Below are 16,911 nucleotides of genomic sequence, written 5' to 3' on the forward strand. Positions count from 1 at the left end.
GATCCGCCCCCCTCCCCCCGATCCAGGAGCGCCTGATGATGCACCGCCCGACGCGCCTCGCCGCCGCTGCCCTGCTGGCCACGCTGCCCAGCCTGACCCTGCCCAGCCTCGCCACCGCCCAGACGGTCAACCCCGCGCCCCAGGGCCAGCCGGCAGAGCGGCTGGAAGGCACCGTCGGCCAGAGCGGCTCGGCCAACAACAGCGGCATGCACCGCCCCGGCGGCGGCGGCACCGCGGGCGGCAATCCGCAGGCCGGCAACAGCGCGACCGTGCCTCCCTCGCAGCGCGAGCAGCCCGCCGGCACCGGCACCAGCCGCACCGAGGGCCCATCGCTGGAGCAGCGCCAGGTCGGCCCCGACGCCCGCCCGGACCAGACGCCGCGCCGCTGAGGCCGCCGCCTCAGACAGCGTGGACGAAGGCGCCGCCCACCATGGTGGCGCGCGCCCTGATGCCCTCCAGCGCCGCCTCCGCGACGGCGAAGGGATCGGCGTCCAGCACGGCCAGATCGGCGAACAGCCCGGGCGCGATGCGGCCGCGCTGGTCTTCCTCCATGGTCAGCCAGGCGCCGTTGCGGGTGACGCAACCCAGCGCCTCGGCCCGGCTCAGCGCCTGGCCCGGGCCGATGGCGCGGCCCGCCGCCGGGCTCCAGCGCGTCACCGCCTGGGCGATCGGCGGGAACAGCGAGATCGGCACGTTGTCGGTCGCAAGGCAGACCGGCACTCCGGCCTCCGCCAGCCAGCGCAGCGGCACGATCGCCTCTTCCGTGTCCAGGCCGAGCCGCTCCGCGAGCAGATGGCCTTCCTTGCGGATGTAGCGGTTGGTGTGGGTGGTCACGCCGAGGCCGAGGTCGCGGATCTGCCCGACCTGGTCCCGCGACAGCGCGGTGATATGGCCGAAGACCCAGCGCAGGTCGCGGATCGGCGCGATGCGGTCGACCTCGGCGAAGAGCTCCAGCATGTTCGGCCAGATGCCGGTGACGCGGATGCCGGCGCGGGCGCAGGCGACCAGCAGCGCCCTGGCGCGCTCCCGCTCCAGCCCGGCATCGTAGTGGAACCCCGCCCAGCCGGTGGTCTCCGCTGATGCCCGCAGGCGGTTCTCGCGCGTGACGCCGACCTCCGCAGCGATCCCCGACACCCGGAAAACATCGTCGCCCAGGCCGCGGCCGGCCAGGCCACGGCCCCAGGCTTCGACCAGCGCCGCCGGATCGACCTCGCCGAGCGCGCGCCAGCTCGGGCTCGCCACCAGATGCGTGCGCATGGTCATCCGCCCCGAGGCATGCACCTGGCGATAGGCGTCGAGCAGCTCGCCAGCGACGCCATGGCCCTCGAAGATCGCCGTCGTGCCATGCGCGTGATAGGCCGCCATGGCCGCCGGCAGGGATGCCGCGCGCTGCGCCGTGGTGAAGCCCGGCGCGGCGCGCAGCAGCGTCAGCTCCACCAGCGGCATGAAGCTGTTCTCGAGGAAGACGCCGGTGGGATCGCCCGCCGCGTCGCGCTGGATCTCGACATCGGGCGAGGGCGGCGGCGTGGCGCGGCCGATGCCGGCCAGTGCCAGGGCGCGCGAACTGGCGATGGAGACCAGCGGCAGCGTGTGCCGCCAATAGCCCCAGATCGGCTTGATATAGACCGGGTTGTCGGGCGCCGCCGCGTCCAGCTCCTGCCGCGTCGGCCAGCGGCCTTCCGCCAGCCTGCCCGGCAGGCCGAGATAGAAGGGCGGGTCGCCGACCGGCATGGTGACGATCCAGTCGCCCGGCCGTGCCTGCCGCGCCAGATCGCTGATCCTGGCCTGGATCTCGGCGATCGAGCGGCAGCCGGCCAGGCTGGGCAGCAGGCCGCGCAGCCCCTCGCGGTCCATATGCGCATGGCCGTCGGTCAGCCCGGGCAGCACCGCGGCGCCGCCCAGATCCAGCACCCGCGTGCGCGGCCCCCGGTGGCGCAGCGCCGCCCCCGCCTCGCCCACCGCCAGGAAGCGGCCGCCGGCGATGGCCACCGCCTCCGCCTGGGGCTGCGCCGGTTCCATGCTGTGGAAGCGGCCGCGCAGCAGGATGGTCTCGGCAGCCTCGGCCGCGCCGCTGGTCACCTCTGCGCTGGCGGCGCCGCCGATCTCCGGGAAGGGTGATGGGGACATGCGGCGCTCCTCGTCATCAAGCGATCTGAATTCGTGCATTCCAGGAAGAACAGTAGCGAATCGTGCCACGATCCGTAAGCTGGGTGCCGAACAGCCCCGGAACGCGATCCCGTCACGGCCGAGCGCCGCCAGATCCTGGCTTCCCTGACCTTAGCCACCCCCTTCCTGCTCGCCGGCCACGCCGCCCGCGCGCAGAGCTGGCCGCAGCGGCCGGTGCGGCTGGTCGTGCCCTTCGCCCCTGGCGGCTCGGTCGACGGCATGGCGCGCATCCTGGCACAGCGGCTGCAGGAGGCGCTCGGCCAATCCTTCGTCGTCGAGAACCGCAGCGGCGCCAGCGGCGCCGTCGGCGGCAACTCTGTCGCGCGCGGCGAGAGCGACGGCCACACGCTGCTGTTCTCCGCCAGCATCCAGGCGGTGCAGCGGCTGGTGCTGAAGAATCCCGGATACGATCCGCTGACCGACCTGCGGCCGGTGGCGCGCGTCGGCCAGGCGCCGGTGCTGCTGCTGGCCGCGAAGGACCGCGCGGAACAGGGGATCGAGCAGGTGGTGGCCGCGGCGCGGGCCGAGCCGCGGCGCTGGTCCTTCGGCACCGGCGCGCTGGGCTCGGCGGGCCACCTGGCGACGGTGGAATTCATCCGCAAGCTCGGCGTCGATCTCCCCGTCGTGCCCTATCGCGGCACCGCGCCGGCCCTGGCCGACCTGCTGGCCGGCACCATCGGGCTGCTCTTCGACCCGGTGCTGGCGACGCTGCCGCCGGTGCTGGGCGGCCAGGCGCAGGGGCTGATGGTCTCCTCGGCCGCCCGCAACCCGGCGGTGCCGCAGGTGCCGACCACCGCCGAGGCCGGTTTCCCCGGCGTCGACATCCAGACCTGGTGGGCGATCTGGGGGCCGCGCGCCCTGCCCGACGCGGTGGCCGAGACGCTCAACCGCGCGCTGGCCGCCATCCTGCCGGATCCGGCGCTGCGCGCGCGGGTGGCCAGCCTCGGCATCGAGACGCTGCACCAGCAGGGGCCGGCGCTCGACGCCTTCATCAGGCAGGAATACGCTCGCACCCAGGAGCTGCTGCGCCTCGCCGGCTTCGAGCCCGAGTGATGCTGGAGGACCCGCCGATGACCGCTGCCACCGCGCTCGACCATGTGGGCCTGGCCACCCCCGATCCGCGGGCGCTGGGCGCGGCCTATGAGAGGCTCGGATTCACCCTGTCGCCGCTGTCGCAGCAGAGCGGCCGGCGCGCGCCCGATCGGCCGGTGGAGCTCTTCGGCAGCGCCAACCACTGCGTCATGCTGCGCGAGGGCTTCATCGAGCTGCTCGGCCTGGTCGATCCGGCGCTGTTCGACAACGGGCTGAAGCGCTTTCTGGCGCGGCACGAGGGCATCCATATCCTCGCCTTCGAGATGGATGACGAGGAGGCCAATCTGGCGCGGCTGCGCCAGGCGGGGCTGGCGATCCCGGGCGTCGCCTGGCTGCAGCGCCCGGTCGGCGATGCCGATGGCCCGATTGCGCGCTTCGCCCGCCTGCCCGTGCCGGATGCGCCGGAGGGCCGTGTGCAGCTGGTCCGCCACCTGACGCCGGAGCTGCTGTGGCGCGAGCCCTGGCTGACCCATCGCAACCATGCGGTCGCGCTGGACAGCGCGGTCCTGGTCACGGAGGATCCGGCGGAGAGCGCCGCGCGGCTCGGCACCCTCACCGGCATCGCCCCTGTCCCCGAGGCCGGCGGCCTGCTGCTGCAGCTGCCCCGCGGCGCCCTGCGCATCCTGCCGCCGGAGGCGCTGCCGGCGGTGCTGCCGGGCGTCGCCATCCCGAACCTGCCCTTCACCGCGGGCTGTGTCCTGCGCACCGATGACGGCAATGCGGCGGTGCGCGCGCTGCTCGGCGATGTGCTGCAGCCGGTGCCGGGCGGCCTCATGGTGCCGCCGGCGCTGGCCGGCGGCGCGGCGCTGGTCTTCAGCCCGGGGTGACCGGCTCGACGCCGCACCATTCGGCGACGAACAGCGCCATGGTCCCGGTGATGCGCTTCAACGAGGCCAGGCTGACCCGCTCGTCGAAGCCATGGATATTCTCCGAGATCGGGCCGTAGCACAGCGCGGGGATGCGGTCGTAGAGCGCATAGACCCGGGTATCCAGATAGCCCGGCGTCATGAAGCTCTGCAGTGCCTGGCCGGTCGCGCCCTGGTGGGCGGCGGCCAGCACCGCCTCGGCCTCGCTGCCCGGCGGCTGCACATAGCCTTCGGCATGGAAGCCGTTGAAGGTGACGGAAGGCGGGTTGTTGGCCATGAAGCCGTCGTTGCGGGCGAAGGCCGCGACCCGGGCGGCGATCTCGCGCGCCGCGGCCGCCGCGTCGACGCCGGGATAGAGGCCGATGCGGCAGTCGATGCGGCACCAGCAGGGCACCGAGGACGCCCAGTCGCCGCCTTCGATCTTGCCGATGTTCAGGTTGATCGGATGCTCGACCTCGGCGAAATGCGCGCGCCCCGCCTTGTCGGCGTTCCAGTCCTCCTCGAGGCGGCGCAGCTCGGCGATGACGCGATAGGCGGCGTCGATGGCATTCGCCCCCTTGCCCATCTCGCGCACATGCACCGGCAGGCCGCGCACCTCCACCTGGAACCAGAGCACGCCGACATTGGCGCGCACCAGCATCTCCTCCTCCGGCTCCGGGATCAGCACGGCATCGGCCTTGTAGCCGCGCAGATGCGTCATCAGCGCGCCATTGCCGGTGGATTCTTCCTCGACCACCGACTGCACCAGCACCGTCGCCGCCGGCTGCAGCCCGATCCGGCGCAGCGCATCGAGGCAGAAGAGATTGGCGGCATGGCCGGCCTTCATGTCGGCGCCGCCGCGGCCATAGAGCCAGTCGCCCTCGACCACCGGCTCGAAGGGCGCATGCGACCACATGTCGGCGGGGCCCGTCGGCACCACGTCGACATGCGCCTGCAGGATCAGCGAGCGCCCGGCCTCCTGCCGCGGATGGTGGATGCCGACGACGATCGGCGCGTCGGAATGCTCAGGCGCCCAGGGGCCGCCGCCGGGATGCGCGGCGATGGCATCGCGGTCCATCGCGAAGCGGTCCATGGCGAAGCCGCGCTCGCGCAGCGCGCGGAAGACGAAGTCCTGGCAGGCATGCTCGGCGCCGCGCACCGAGGGGAAGCGGATCAGCGCCTGGGTGAAGGCGAGCTGCTCGGCGAAGCCGGCCTCGACCGAGTCCAGGATCTTTTGGCGCAGCGCGGGGTCGAGGGCCATGCGGGTCTCCTGGCTCGGCTTCAATAACTGGACGATATGTCCATTATATCGGCGGCGGCAAGCGGGATTCGCGGCGCATGGCGCGGCGCCCTATCCTGCGCCGCATGACCCTGCCCGCCGCCCGTGGCCGACCGCGCTCCGCCGCCAGCACCGCCGCCATCCTGGAGGCCGCCTATGCGCTGATGGCCGGCCAGGGCCTGGCCGCGACCGGCATCGACGCGGTCGCGCGCGCGGCGCAGGTCTCGAAGATGACGATCTACAAATGGTGGCCGACGCGGGAGGCGCTGCTGATCGACGCCTTCCTGCACCAGGCGGCGGCGCGGTTGCCGCTGCTCGGCGAGGGCAGCGGCGCGGCGCGGCTGCGCCGCCACGTCGCCGACTATGTCGCGGCGCTCGACAGCGATTTCGGCCGGGTGCAGCGGGCGGTGATCGCCGAATGCATCGCCGGCGGCGGCTCGGCCGCGGCCTTCTTCGAGCGCTACCTGGCGCAGCGCCGCGCGGCGCTGGCGCGGATCATCGCCGAGGGCCAGGCGGATGGCAGCATCCTGTCCGATGCGGCGCCGGCGGCGATCTATGACGCGCTCTATGGCGGGCTGTTCTACCGCCATCTCTTCGGCATGCCGCCGCAGCCGGATGCGCTGCTGGCGCTGTGCCTGGGTCAGGCCGCGAAGCCGTAGAGCCGCTGCAGCCGGCTGCAGCGCGCCGCCAGCCGCTCGGCCAGGCGGTGCAGCGCCGGATGGCCGATGCCCCCGGCTCGGCATTCCTGCAGCGTGGCGCTGGCGAGATCGGGAAGGGCCGCCATCATGCCGCGCAGCTCGGTGACCAGCCGGTCGCGGTCCAGCTGGCTGGCGCGCGCCTCGGCCTGCCAGTGGCGCAGCATGATCATGTCGAAGCCGCGATGGCCGCCGATGCCCAACGACATCTCCACCCCGCGCAGATCGGCATCATAGGGCAGCGTCGAGTTGATGTCGTAGAGCGGCGCCAGCCGCACTTCCGGCGCCTCACGGCCCGGCAGGATCAACAGGGAGAAATTCTTGGCATGGGCGTCGGTGCCGGCGATCAGGAAGTTCAGCGCCATGGCGCGCAGCAGGGCGTGGCGGTCCTCCAGCGGCGCCGCCGAATGCGCCGCCAGCAGCGTCAGCATCGCCTTCAGCCCCGGCCCGCCATCCGCCTGGTACTTCTTCTCCGGCATGACCGACAGAGCCTGGCAGAAATCCTCCTGGTGGATGCGCTGCCAGGTGATGGTGCCGTCGGGCGCCTGGGCCGGATAACGGTCGTAGCGCTCGACGACGATGGCCGCCTCCTCGCCGAAGCGGTGCACCGCGCTGCGCGGCACCAGGAAGTCCAGCCGCCGCGCCAGGGACAGGCAGAAATGCTCGTTCTCGACCTGGCCTTCCAGGCCCGGCATCGGCGGCTTCAGGATATGCGTGGTCGGCACCCGGCCGGAGGGGATGCCCCAGCGGCCCTCCGCGAGATGCAGCGCGGTCTTCGGCTGGGCGCCGGCCAGGCTGAAGCGGCCGCGCTCGCCGGGCCTGCGGCCCATGGCGCCGGATTGCGCGCGCAGCTGCGCCAGGCGCTGGCCGATATCGGCCTCGCTCAGCCAGTCGATGGCGCCGAGCCCGGCGGCCTGCACGGGGCTGCCGGGGCCGAGGAACTGCACCGCACCGGCGCAATCCTCGCCGATCAGCCCCAGCAGCGCGACCGGATTGCGCGGCGAGACCTGGTGGGTGCGGGACAGCGCCTGCAGCACCTGTGGGCTCTCCGGCAGCAGCCCCCAGAGGAAGGCATTGGCCTGGCGCTTGCCGAACTGGCCGAGCAGCAGCGGCATCGACAGCGACAGCGGCACGGCGCCCGGGTCGGCGCGCCAGGCCTCGTCATAGCGGAAGGCGGGGTTGCCATGCGCATCCTCGCGCAGCTGGCCGACCAGCCGGCCATAGAGATGCACATCGAGCTGGCGCAGCCGCCTCATGCCTCGCCGCCGCCGAAACGCCGCAGCACCGCCTGCATGCTCGGCAGCGGCGGCGCCGGCTCCGCGGCCGGCAACGGCTGGCCGGGCTTCGGCTTGGCTTTCCCTTGGGCTTTCCCTTGGGCTTTCCCTTGGGCTTTCGAACGGGCTTGCCGCGGCGACAGCTCCAGCCGCAGCCCGAGCGCCGCCAGCACGCGCAACACCAGGCCAAGCTCGGCGGCCTCCTTGCCCGCCTCGATGCCGATCAGCCAGCGCGGGCTGACCTGGGCGCGGCCGGCCAGCGCGGCCTGGGTCAGGCCCTGCTCACGGCGGCTGGCGCGGATCATCAGCCCGATCTCGGCGGCGGTTCGGACCTGCATGGCGGGCCTCGCGGGGTGCACGGACGATCATCTCTGCAAAAGTGCATGACCGTGCCGTCCAGCATCGCAGGATCAGCACGTTCGTGCAGATCTTCATTTGTGCACGTCCGTGCCGCCGAGGCAAGGCCGGCGGCAACCGCGGCACCCCTTGGTCGACGGCGCCGCCATCCCCAGATTGGGACTGGCCGCGCTGCCGGACCCCCCGTAAGCTCGGCGCCGTCGACTGCCCATCATTGCTCAGGAGGCTTGCATGACCTGGAAGACCCCGAAGATCGTCGAAGTCGCGCTTGGCGCCGAGATCAACAGCTACGTCTGCGCCGAGAGGAAGTGAGCGTCTCCGGCCGCAGGCCTCGGGCCCGGGCATGATCCAAGCCCTGGTGCTGGGGGCCGCGGCCGGTGGCGGCTTCCCGCAATGGAATTCCAACGCCCCCGCCTGCAACCGCGCCCGCGCCGGTGACCCGGCCGCCCGGCCGCGGCACCAGGCCTCGCTGGCGGTCAGCGCCGACGGGCGCCGCTGGTTCGTCATCAACGCCTCCCCCGACCTGCGCCAGCAGATCGCCGAGAACCGGGCGCTGCAGCCGCAGCACGGCCTGCGCTCCACCCCTATCGCCGGCGTGCTGCTGACCGGCGGCGAGGTCGACTGCGTCGCCGGCCTGCTGACCTTGCGCGAGCGCCAGCCGCTGCGGCTGATGGCGACGGCCGAGGTGCTGGCCCTGCTCGACGCCAATCCGATCTTCGAGGCGCTGAACCGCCAGACCGTGCCGCGCGAGGCGGTGCCGCTGCGGCGATGGTTCGCGCTGCGCGACGCCGAGGGTGTCGGGAGCGGGCTGCAGGCGATGCTGTTCCCCGTGCCCGGCAAGGTGCCGCTCTACATGGAGGCGGCGGCGGACGGCACGCTGGCCCTCGATGACGAGGATGGCGGCACGGTCGGCGTCGCCATCCAGGCGGGCGGGCGGACGCTGTTCTACATCCCCGGCTGCGCCGCGATGACGCCGACGCTGGCGGCGATGCTGCAGGGCGCCGCGCTGGTGCTGTTCGACGGCACGCTGTGGCGCGACGACGAGATGATCACCGCCGGCCTCGGCCCGAAAACCGGGCAGCGCATGGGGCATATCTCGGCCGAGGGCCCGGCCGGCGCGCTGCGCGCCTTCGCCGGTCTCGGCGTCGCCCGCAAGATCTTCGTCCATATCAACAATTCCAACCCGGTGCTGCTGGACGAGTCTCCCGAACGCGCGGCGGCGGCCGCCGCCGGCTGGGAGGTCGCGCAGGACGGCATGGAGATCGTGCTGGCATGACCGCCCTGTTGTCCCCCGATGCGTTGGAAGCCGCACTGCGCCAGATCGGCGCCGAGCGCTACCACAACCTGCATCCCTTCCACCGCGCGCTGCATGACGGCCGGCTGACGCGGGTGCAGGTGCAGGCCTGGGCGCTGAACCGCTACTACTACCAGGCGCGCATCCCGGCGAAGGATGCCTTCCTGGTCGCGCGCCTGGAGGACCCGGCGCTGCGGCGGCTGTGGCGGACGCGCATCGTCGACCATGACGGCGACATCCAGCCCGAAGGCGCCGAGCAGAATGGCGGCATCGCCCGCTGGCTGAAGCTGACCGACGGGCTGGGGCTCGACCGCGACTATGTCGTCTCCACCCGCGGCATCCTGCCCGGCACCCGCCACGCGGTGGACGCCTATGTCAATTTCGTCCGCCACCGGCCAATCCTGGAAGCCATCGCCTCCTCGCTGACCGAGATGTTCTCGCCCAACATCATCAGCGAGCGGGTCTCGGGCATGCTGCGCCATTACGACTTCATCACGCCGGAGACGCTGGCCTATTTCACGCCGCGCCTGACCCAGGCGCCGAAGGATGTCGAATTCGCGCTGGACTACGTCAAGCAGCACGCCCGCACGCCGGAGCAGCAGGAGGCCGTGCTGGACGCGCTGCGCTTCAAATGCGGCGTGCTCTGGGCGCAGCTCGACGCGCTGGCCTATGCCTATCTGTCGCCGGGCCATGTTCCGCCGGGCGCCTGGCGGCCGTGACGCCGGACAGCATCCCGCGCTTCGCCCCCGGCGTGCGCTTCCGCTTCGACAAGGCGCGGGATGCCTGGGCGCTGCTGGCGCCGGAGCGGCTGTTCCAGCCCGATGAACAGGCCGCCGCCATCCTGCAACTGGTCGACGGCGCCCGCAGCATCGACGCCATCACCGACGCCCTGGCCGCGCAGTATGACGCGCCGCGCGACCTGATCGCCGGCGACGTGCTGGCCATGCTGCAGGACCTGGCCGATCGCGGGCTGCTGCGGTCATGATCGCGCCGCCGATGGCCCTGCTGGCGGAGCTGACGCATCGCTGCCCGCTGAAATGCCCCTATTGCTCCAACCCGCTGGCGCTGGACCGCGCCGCCGACGAGCTGGACACCGACGGCTGGAAGCGGGTGCTGGACCAGGCGGCGGCGCTGGGCGTGCTGCAGGTGCATTTCTCCGGCGGCGAGCCGATGGCGCGGCGCGACCTGGAGGCGCTGGTCGCCCATGCCCGCGGGCTCGAGCTCTACAGCAACCTGATCACCTCCGGCGTGACCCTGACCGAGGCGCGGCTGGCGGCGCTGGTCGCGGCTGGGCTCGACCATATCCAGCTCAGCTTCCAGGATGTCGACGTCGCCAGTGCCGAGCGGATCGGCGGCATGAAGGGGGCGCAGGCGCGCAAGCTGGAGGCGGCGCGGCTGATCCGCGCGGCCGATGTCGCGCTCACCGTCAACTTCGTCGTGCACCGGCAGAATGTCGCGAATGTCGGTGGCATGATCGCGCTGGCGGCGGAGCTCGGCGCGCGGCGGGTCGAGATCGCGCACACGCAATATTACGGCTGGGGCCTGGCCAATCGCGATGCGCTGCTGCCGAGCGCGGACCAGCTGCAGGCGGCGACCGCGGCGGTCGAGGCGGCGCGGCCGGTCCATGCCGGGCGGATGGCGATCGACTATGTCACGCCCGACTACCACGCGACCCAGCCGAAGCCCTGCATGGGCGGCTGGGCCCAGCGCTTCATCAATGTCTCGCCCGCCGGCCGCGCCCTGCCCTGCCATGCCGCGGAAACCATCCCCGACATGGACTTTCCGTCGGTGCGCGAGCACGGTCTGAAGGACATCTGGGAACGGTCGGACGCCTTCACGCGCTTCCGCGGCACCGCCTGGATGCCGTCGGAATGCCAGTCCTGCGCGCTGAAGGAACGCGACTGGGGCGGCTGCCGCTGCCAGGCGCTGGCGCTGGCGGGCGATGCGGCGGCCTCGGACCCGGTCTGCAGCCGCTCGCCGCACCACGGCCGCGTGCTGGCGGCGCTGGCGGCGAGCGACGCGCCGCCGCCGCCGCTGCTCTACCGCGCCAGCCGCTGAGGCAGGCGCCCCGCTTCAGGCCCCCGTCACGCGGAACACGACGTCGCCGACATCGTCGACCATCAGCACGGAGCCGTCCGGGCCGAGATGCACGCCGACCGGGCGGCCATAGGACACCTTCTCGTCGGGCGAGAGAAACCCGGACAGGATATCGCGCGGCGGGCCCGAGGGATGGCCGTCGGTGAAGGGGATGAAGACCAGCTTGTAGCCGCTCAGGATGCTGCGGTTCCAGGAGCCGTGCTGGCCGATCGCCATGCCGGCCGGGAAGCCCGGCAGCGTGCCCTCCGGCAGCCAGCACAGGCCGAGCGAGGCGGTATGCCCGCCCAGCGCATAGTCCGGCTTGATGGCACCGGCCACCTTGGCCGCGTCCTGCGGCACGCGGTCGTCGACGATGCGGTCCCAGTAGCAGTAGGGCCAGCCGTAGAAGCCGCCATCGACGACGCTGGTCAGATAGTCGGGCGGGGTCTCGTCGCCCAGGCCGTCGCGCTCGTTCACCACGGTCCACAGCGCGCCGGTCACCGGCTCCCAGGCCATGCCGACGGCATTGCGCAAGCCGGTCGCGAAGATGCGGCGCTCCTCGGTCGCCAGGTCGATGACATGGATGGCGGCGCGGCCCTCCTCCTCCGCCATGCCGTTGTCGGCGATGTTGGTCATCGAGCCGACGCCGACATAGAGTTTCTTTTCGTCCGGGCTGACCAGCAGGCTGCGCGTCCAGTGGCCGCCCGGCTTGAAGTCGCAGATCCTGCGGCCCGGCGCCGTGATCCGCGTGGCGCCCGCCTCGTAGGGGAAGGCGACCAGGCCGTCGGTGTTGCCGACATAGAAGGTGTCGCCGACCAGCGCCATGCCGAAGGGCTGGTTCAGGTTCTCCAGGAAGGTGTGACGGACTTCCGCCACGCCGTCGCCATCGGCGTCGCGCAGCAGGGTGATGCGGTTGGCGCTGACCCCCATGGCGGCGGCGCGCTTCATGGTGGCGACCTGGGCATAGTCCCAGACGTTCTTCGCCTTGCGCGTCACGCTGCTGGATTCGGCCACCAGCACGTCGCCATTCGGCAGCACGCAGAGCCAGCGCGGATGCTCCAGCTTGGCCGCGAAGACATTGACCTTCAGCCCCGGCGCCACCGTCGGCAGGTGGCCATCCTTCCAGCCCCGCGCGGTCGGCATCTTCAGCGTCGGGATGGCGCCCTGCGGCTTGGCCGCCGGGATCGCCGGCGCCTGGCCCCAGGCCGGGGTCGGGTCGCCGTCGGTCATCCGCCGGACGGCCACGGTCACGCGGCCGACCGCCGCCACCATCTGCGCGAAAACTGCCGAGAAGCTCAAAGGCGCTCTCCTGTCCAGGCTGCCGGCGCCAGCAGACCAGCGGGGGGCGCCGAGATCAAGCGCCCTTCCCCGCCGGGCTGGATCGAAAAGAATGTCCGATAATCGATATCGGCTGGCATCGCGTCGAAAGACCGCCAGCCGGCGCGGGTCTATCCTGGCGGTGGCGGCGTCGAAGGGCCCGGCGCCTGGCCGCACAACCCGCTACCGGCCCGCCGAATGCCCCAAGGAACGTCATGTCGCAAGCCACCGCCGCGCCGCCGCCCCCCGACCACTATCGCCATGAACGCGGCAATGTGCTGCGGCTGGCCGTCGCCCAGGCGCTGGCGGGCGCCAATTCGGTGGTGGTCTATGCGACCGGCGCCATCGTCGGCGCCACCCTGGCGCCCAGCCGTGCGCTGGCCACGCTGCCGATCTCGCTCTTCGTCGTCGGCATGGCGGTATGCACCCTGCCCGCCGGCATGATCGCGCAGCGCCATGGCCGCCGCGCCGCCTTCCTGACCGGCACCGGCTGCGGCGTGCTGACCGGGCTGCTGGCCATGCTGGCCGTGCTGTTCGGCGCCTTCTGGCTGTTCTGCCTGGCGACCTTCTTCGGCGGCGCCTATGCCGCGGTGGTGCTGTCCTTCCGCTTCGCCGCCGCCGATTGCGCACCGCCCGAGCGGCGGCCGCGCGCGCTGTCGGCGGTGATGGCCGGCGGCGTCTTCGCCGGCGTCATCGGGCCGCAGCTGGTCACCCACACCATGGACCTCTGGCTGCCGCATGTCTTCGCCGCCACCTATCTGGCGCAATCCGCCGTCGCCGCGCTCTCGGCGCTGCTGCTGCTGGGCATCCGCCTGCCGAAGCCCGGCGCCGCCGAGGCCGGGCGCGGCCGGCCGCTCGGCGTCATCATCCGGCAGCCACGCTTCGTCACCGCGGTGATCTGCGGCGTGGTCTCCTACCTGCTGATGAACTTCCTGATGACCGCCGCGCCGCTGGCCATGCAGATGTGCGGGCTGTCGCAGGAATCCTCCAATCTCGGCCTGCAATGGCATGTCATCGCCATGTACGGGCCGAGCTTCTTCACGGGGAGGCTGATCACCCGCTTCGGCGCGCCGCGGGTGGTCGCCGCCGGCCTGCTGCTGACCGCCGCCGCCGCCGCGGTCGGGCTGACCGGCATCGATGTCGCGCATTTCTGGGCGACGCTGATCCTGCTCGGCCTCGGCTGGAACTTCGGCTTCGTCGGCGCCTCCGCCCTGGTGCTGGAATGCCACCGCGCCGAGGAGCGCACCCGGGTGCAGTCCTTCAACGACTTCGTGGTCTTCGGCACCATGGCCTTCGGCTCCTTCCTGTCGGGCGGGCTGCTGACCGCCTATGGCTGGGACATGGTGCTGTGGCTGTCCTTCGCGCCGCTGGTCCTGGCCATCGGCGCGCTGGTGGCGACGGCCGGCGCCCGCGCCGCCGCGGCGGCCGAGGCGGAGGCGATTGGTCAGCCCCGCTAACCACCCTGGTCCGCCGGCGCCGAATTGTGGCGCCGGCGCGGGCTTCTTAGCTTCGCCCCATCAACCCTGACGGAGGAGAAGCCCCATGGCACTTGGCAGGATCACCGCGCTGGCGATGACCGCGCTGCTTCCCGGCGCCAGCCTAGCGCAGACGGCGGGCCCGCAGGCCAGCCACCCCTATGTCGGCCTCTGGGTCACCGACGACAACCGCGTCCGCCACCGGCTGCTGCCCGGGGGCCGCTATGACGAGGCGCGCGGCAGCCGCGAGAGCGCCTATCGCGGCCGCTACGAGGTCACCGGCACCCATATCGAATACTGGGACGACACCGGCTTCACCGCAGATGGCGATTTCGTCGACGCCGACACGCTGCATCACGGCGGCATGGTGCTGCGGCGGCGGCGTTGATCCAGGGCCGCTGAAGCACGGGCGGTAAGCCGGGGGCGCGGTGCTTCGGCCGCCATCGAAGCATCGCCCGCCGCCGCGCCCCTAGAAGGGCCGCTCCACGGCCCGACGGGGGAACGCCGCGATGCTGACCTGCTTCATCCGCTATGAGATCGACCCCTTCAAGGTCGAGGATTTCGAGGCCTATGCCCGGGCCTGGGGCCGGGCCATCCCGCGCTGCGGCGCCGATCTGATCGGCTACTACGCGCCGCAGGAAGGCTCGGCGACCGTCGCCTATGGCGTCTACAACGTGGAAAGCCTCGCCGCCTACGAGGCCTATCGCGCGCGGCTGCGGCAGGACGCCGAGGGCGGCGCGAATTACGACTTCGCCCGCGCCCGGCAGTTCATCCGGCGCGAGGACCGGCTGTTCCTGCGGCCGGTGGCGGGACCGTCGCATCGGCCGGGCTGAGATGCGCCACCTGGCCGGCCAGCGCGCGGACGAAGGCCGGCCAAGCGGTGGCGCGCGCCAGATCGGGTGGCAGGCGGCATGCGGCGCCAGCCTGTCGCAGTGGTCGGCCAGGGCCTGGCCGAAGGTTGGGTACGCCCGATGCGCGGCGCCGCGCGCGGAAGGGCGTGCCGGCAGCACCAGGCTGTCCATCATCCCGCCTCCCCTTCCCCTTCCCCTGGCCCTGCGCCACGCGGCCGTGGAGGCCGTCCGGCCAGAGCGCGGCCGCCTCCCGGTGACCGGGCTTGCGCGGCAGCGGCCCCCTGGGTAATGGAATGTTATACTGTTCCCAGGAATTCCTATGATGATCGTCCGCTGGCTGCCCGCCGCCGCCCTCGTTGCCTTCGGCCTGACCGGCCCTGTCTTCGCCCAGGCCGCCGCCCAGGACCAGCCCCAGGCGGTGCGCGCCGCCGTCACCGACCATGTGGCTGCCAGCGTCGCGGTCCTCGACCTGCTGACCGGCGCCGTGCTGGCGCGCTTCGAGACCGGCGGTCCAGGCGGGCTCAGGCCCGGCGCGGCGCCCGGGCAGCTGTCGCTGGCGCAGGGGCCGGCGGGGCGGGTCGACGTGGTCGATCTCGGCCTCGGCGTCGAGAGCCATGGCGACCATGCCGACCTGGCGATCTCGCCGCCGCGGCTGCTGCCGCGCGTGGCGGAAGGGCCGAAGCCTTCGCATGTGCTGGGCGGCAACGGCCGGCTGGCCAGCTTCTTCGACGGCGACGGCAGCATCGTCCTGGCGCAGGACGGGCAGACGCGGCGGCTGTCGGCGAATGTCGCGCATCACGGCCTGGCCTATCCCTTCCTCGCCTCCGAAGGGCCGCGGCTGCTGGTCAGCCATGCCGCCAGCCCCGGCGCGCGGCCGGGCGGCGTGGTGCTGCTGGACGAAGCCGGGGCCGAGCTCGCCCGGCGCGACGACTGCCCGCGGCTGCATGGCGAGGCGCAGTCGAACCGCGTCATCGGCCTGGGCTGCGGGGATGGCGTGCTGCTGCTGGACACGCGGACGCAGCGGTTCCGGAAGGTCGCCTATCCCGCCGGCGGCGAGGCCGGCCGCATGGTCCGCAGCCTGGCCGGCGGCGCCGACTTCCATCTGTTCGCCGGGGATTTCGGGCCGCAGGCGATGACCATCCTCGATCCCGATGCCGGCAGCTTCGCGGTGGTCGAGCTGCCGGCGCGGCGCCTGGCCTTCACCCTCGACCCGCAGCGCGCGGCAGCCCTCTTCGTGCTGACCGAGGATGGCCGGATCCATCGCATCGACACGCTGAACGGCCGCATCGCCGCCAGCGCCGCGGCGGTGCCGCGCTATTCGCTGGAAGGCGGCGCGGCGGTGGCACGGCCGCGGCTATCGGCGGCGGGCGGGCTGCTGGCGGTGACCGATCCGGCGCGCGGCCGGGTGCTGGTGCTGGATGCCGCGACCCTCGCCCCGCTGCGCGAGATCGCGCTGGGCGGCGCGCCGCTGAACGTGCTGGCGCTGGCCGCATCCGGCGAGCGGCACTGAGGCCCGGCGGGCGGGACCCCGCCTGCCTTCCGGCGAGAAGGGCGGCGCCAGCCGGCGGCGCCCCATCGCGGCGGCGGCCTGAAGATCCGGCATGCCTGCCCGACAGGAATATATTGCTATTGGGCAGGCGCGCCTGCTAGGCTCGACCGGGTCAACGGCCGTGTCATGCCTGCCGCCGGATTATCGGAGGCGAAACCCCGAGCCTGGCGCGGCTCGGCGCGGTGCCCCCCTTCCCCGCCCCGGTTTTCTGGCCTTTCTGCTTCGCTGGAGGCGTTTCCGGCGCTCTCCCAGGCCGCAAACCGCATCCCGACAGGGAGCATCGCCGGGCAGGCCGTCGAATCGCGGCGGCGCGAGTCGGGAGGGGGCGCTTGCCCCGCCGAATCGCGCCGGATCCGATGGATGAAGGACGCAGCGCAGATGCGCTTTGAACCGCCCGCGGCCTGGCGGATCGCCTTTGATTCCGGCTTTCGGAGGTGAAACCCCGAATCTTTCCCCGGATATCGGAGGCGAAACCCCGAACCAACCCCCTCGCGATGGCCCGGCAGCTGTGCATTGTGGCGGGACGACAGCGCAGGCGCCGGCATGGCACGCCCGATTTCCGCGCGGAAGGACGCCGATCAGGCCTCCGAAAACCGCCCCGACCCCTCCCCGCCCGCCCAGGGCCGGGGCGGCGCGGGGAG

18 protein-coding genes are annotated in these 16,911 nt (G+C 72.6%); 13 read left to right on the forward strand and 5 right to left on the reverse strand.

The annotated features are described in order from the left end of the window. Positions 1 to 389 (forward strand): hypothetical protein (locus tag BKE38_RS08065; protein WP_207553526.1); only part of this gene is annotated, 389 nt, incomplete at its 5' end. 10 nt (positions 390 to 399) lie between these two features. On the opposite strand, the gene BKE38_RS08070 is transcribed toward BKE38_RS08065, so the two are convergent. Then, a complete protein-coding gene (locus BKE38_RS08070; protein WP_106409161.1) occupies positions 400 to 2,127 on the reverse strand; it encodes an amidohydrolase in 1,728 nt (575 codons plus the stop codon). 213 nt (positions 2,128 to 2,340) lie between these two features. Here BKE38_RS08070 and BKE38_RS08075 point away from each other — a divergent pair, with 213 nt between their 5' ends. Then, positions 2,341 to 3,219: a Bug family tripartite tricarboxylate transporter substrate binding protein gene (locus tag BKE38_RS08075; RefSeq protein ID WP_083747380.1), complete on the forward strand. Its 879-nt coding sequence runs from the start codon at positions 2,341 to 2,343 to the stop codon at positions 3,217 to 3,219. Positions 3,220 to 3,236: 17 nt separating this feature from the next. Further along, positions 3,237 to 4,085 carry a VOC family protein gene (locus tag BKE38_RS08080; RefSeq protein WP_083747383.1) on the forward strand — a complete coding sequence of 283 codons (849 nt, stop codon included), beginning with the start codon at positions 3,237 to 3,239 and terminating at the stop codon, positions 4,083 to 4,085. Here BKE38_RS08080 and BKE38_RS08085 read toward each other — a convergent pair. After that, the gene (locus BKE38_RS08085) at positions 4,072 to 5,364 is read right to left on the reverse strand and encodes an ArgE/DapE family deacylase (protein WP_076956814.1); all 1,293 of its coding nucleotides are present in this window, start codon (positions 5,362 to 5,364) and stop codon (positions 4,072 to 4,074) included. The two genes, BKE38_RS08080 and BKE38_RS08085, sit on opposite strands and share 14 nt — an antisense overlap. Positions 5,365 to 5,441: 77 nt before the next feature. Here BKE38_RS08085 and BKE38_RS08090 point away from each other — a divergent pair, with 77 nt between their 5' ends. Beyond that, positions 5,442 to 6,041 carry a TetR/AcrR family transcriptional regulator gene (locus BKE38_RS08090; RefSeq protein ID WP_076956815.1) on the forward strand — a complete coding sequence of 200 codons (600 nt, stop codon included), beginning with the start codon at positions 5,442 to 5,444 and terminating at the stop codon, positions 6,039 to 6,041. On the opposite strand, the gene BKE38_RS08095 is transcribed toward BKE38_RS08090, so the two are convergent. Continuing rightward, a complete protein-coding gene (locus BKE38_RS08095) occupies positions 6,023 to 7,333 on the reverse strand; it encodes a type II toxin-antitoxin system HipA family toxin (protein WP_076956816.1) in 1,311 nt (436 codons plus the stop codon). The two genes, BKE38_RS08090 and BKE38_RS08095, sit on opposite strands and share 19 nt — an antisense overlap. Continuing rightward, positions 7,330 to 7,689 (reverse strand): helix-turn-helix domain-containing protein, encoded by a 360-nt coding sequence (locus tag BKE38_RS08100; RefSeq protein WP_076956817.1) that lies wholly within the window; start codon positions 7,687 to 7,689, stop codon positions 7,330 to 7,332. The genes BKE38_RS08095 and BKE38_RS08100 overlap by 4 nt, the downstream gene beginning before the upstream one ends. Positions 7,690 to 7,939: 250 nt before the next feature. Here BKE38_RS08100 and pqqA point away from each other — a divergent pair, with 250 nt between their 5' ends. From pqqA to pqqE, 5 genes are read left to right on the forward strand one after another with little or no spacing between them, the layout of a single operon-like run. Continuing rightward, on the forward strand, positions 7,940 to 8,020 hold the full coding sequence (gene pqqA / locus BKE38_RS08105; RefSeq protein ID WP_076956818.1) for a pyrroloquinoline quinone precursor peptide PqqA: 81 nt from the start codon (positions 7,940 to 7,942) through the stop codon (positions 8,018 to 8,020). 31 nt (positions 8,021 to 8,051) lie between these two features. Continuing rightward, on the forward strand, positions 8,052 to 8,984 hold the full coding sequence (pqqB, locus tag BKE38_RS08110) for a pyrroloquinoline quinone biosynthesis protein PqqB (RefSeq protein ID WP_076956819.1): 933 nt from the start codon (positions 8,052 to 8,054) through the stop codon (positions 8,982 to 8,984). Next, positions 8,981 to 9,721, forward strand: a complete 741-nt coding sequence (gene pqqC / locus BKE38_RS08115) for a pyrroloquinoline-quinone synthase PqqC (RefSeq protein WP_076956820.1) — start codon at positions 8,981 to 8,983, stop codon at positions 9,719 to 9,721. The genes pqqB and pqqC overlap by 4 nt, the downstream gene beginning before the upstream one ends. After that, a complete protein-coding gene (gene pqqD / locus BKE38_RS08120; protein ID WP_242662284.1) occupies positions 9,718 to 9,987 on the forward strand; it encodes a pyrroloquinoline quinone biosynthesis peptide chaperone PqqD in 270 nt (89 codons plus the stop codon). The genes pqqC and pqqD overlap by 4 nt, the downstream gene beginning before the upstream one ends. Beyond that, a complete protein-coding gene (gene pqqE, locus BKE38_RS08125) occupies positions 9,984 to 11,060 on the forward strand; it encodes a pyrroloquinoline quinone biosynthesis protein PqqE (RefSeq protein WP_076956821.1) in 1,077 nt (358 codons plus the stop codon). The genes pqqD and pqqE overlap by 4 nt, the downstream gene beginning before the upstream one ends. A gap of 15 nt (positions 11,061 to 11,075) precedes the next feature. On the opposite strand, the gene BKE38_RS08130 is transcribed toward pqqE, so the two are convergent. Then, positions 11,076 to 12,377 carry a PQQ-dependent sugar dehydrogenase gene (locus BKE38_RS08130; protein WP_076956822.1) on the reverse strand — a complete coding sequence of 434 codons (1,302 nt, stop codon included), beginning with the start codon at positions 12,375 to 12,377 and terminating at the stop codon, positions 11,076 to 11,078. Between the two features lie 233 nt (positions 12,378 to 12,610). Here BKE38_RS08130 and BKE38_RS08135 point away from each other — a divergent pair, with 233 nt between their 5' ends. From BKE38_RS08135 to BKE38_RS08150, 4 genes are all read left to right on the forward strand, one after another. Next, positions 12,611 to 13,852 (forward strand): MFS transporter, encoded by a 1,242-nt coding sequence (locus BKE38_RS08135; protein ID WP_076956823.1) that lies wholly within the window; start codon positions 12,611 to 12,613, stop codon positions 13,850 to 13,852. An 85-nt stretch (positions 13,853 to 13,937) separates the two neighbouring features. Continuing rightward, a complete protein-coding gene (locus tag BKE38_RS08140) occupies positions 13,938 to 14,258 on the forward strand; it encodes an Atu4866 domain-containing protein (protein ID WP_083747382.1) in 321 nt (106 codons plus the stop codon). A 121-nt stretch (positions 14,259 to 14,379) separates the two neighbouring features. After that, a complete protein-coding gene (locus tag BKE38_RS08145) occupies positions 14,380 to 14,703 on the forward strand; it encodes an NIPSNAP family protein (RefSeq protein WP_076956824.1) in 324 nt (107 codons plus the stop codon). 340 nt (positions 14,704 to 15,043) lie between these two features. Continuing rightward, positions 15,044 to 16,231 (forward strand): hypothetical protein, encoded by a 1,188-nt coding sequence (locus tag BKE38_RS08150; RefSeq protein ID WP_131829517.1) that lies wholly within the window; start codon positions 15,044 to 15,046, stop codon positions 16,229 to 16,231. Positions 16,232 to 16,911: the final 680 nt, after the last annotated feature.

The sequence above is a fragment of the Teichococcus deserti genome (assembly GCF_001982615.1).
Lineage (GTDB): Bacteria > Pseudomonadota > Alphaproteobacteria > Acetobacterales > Acetobacteraceae > Pseudoroseomonas > Pseudoroseomonas deserti.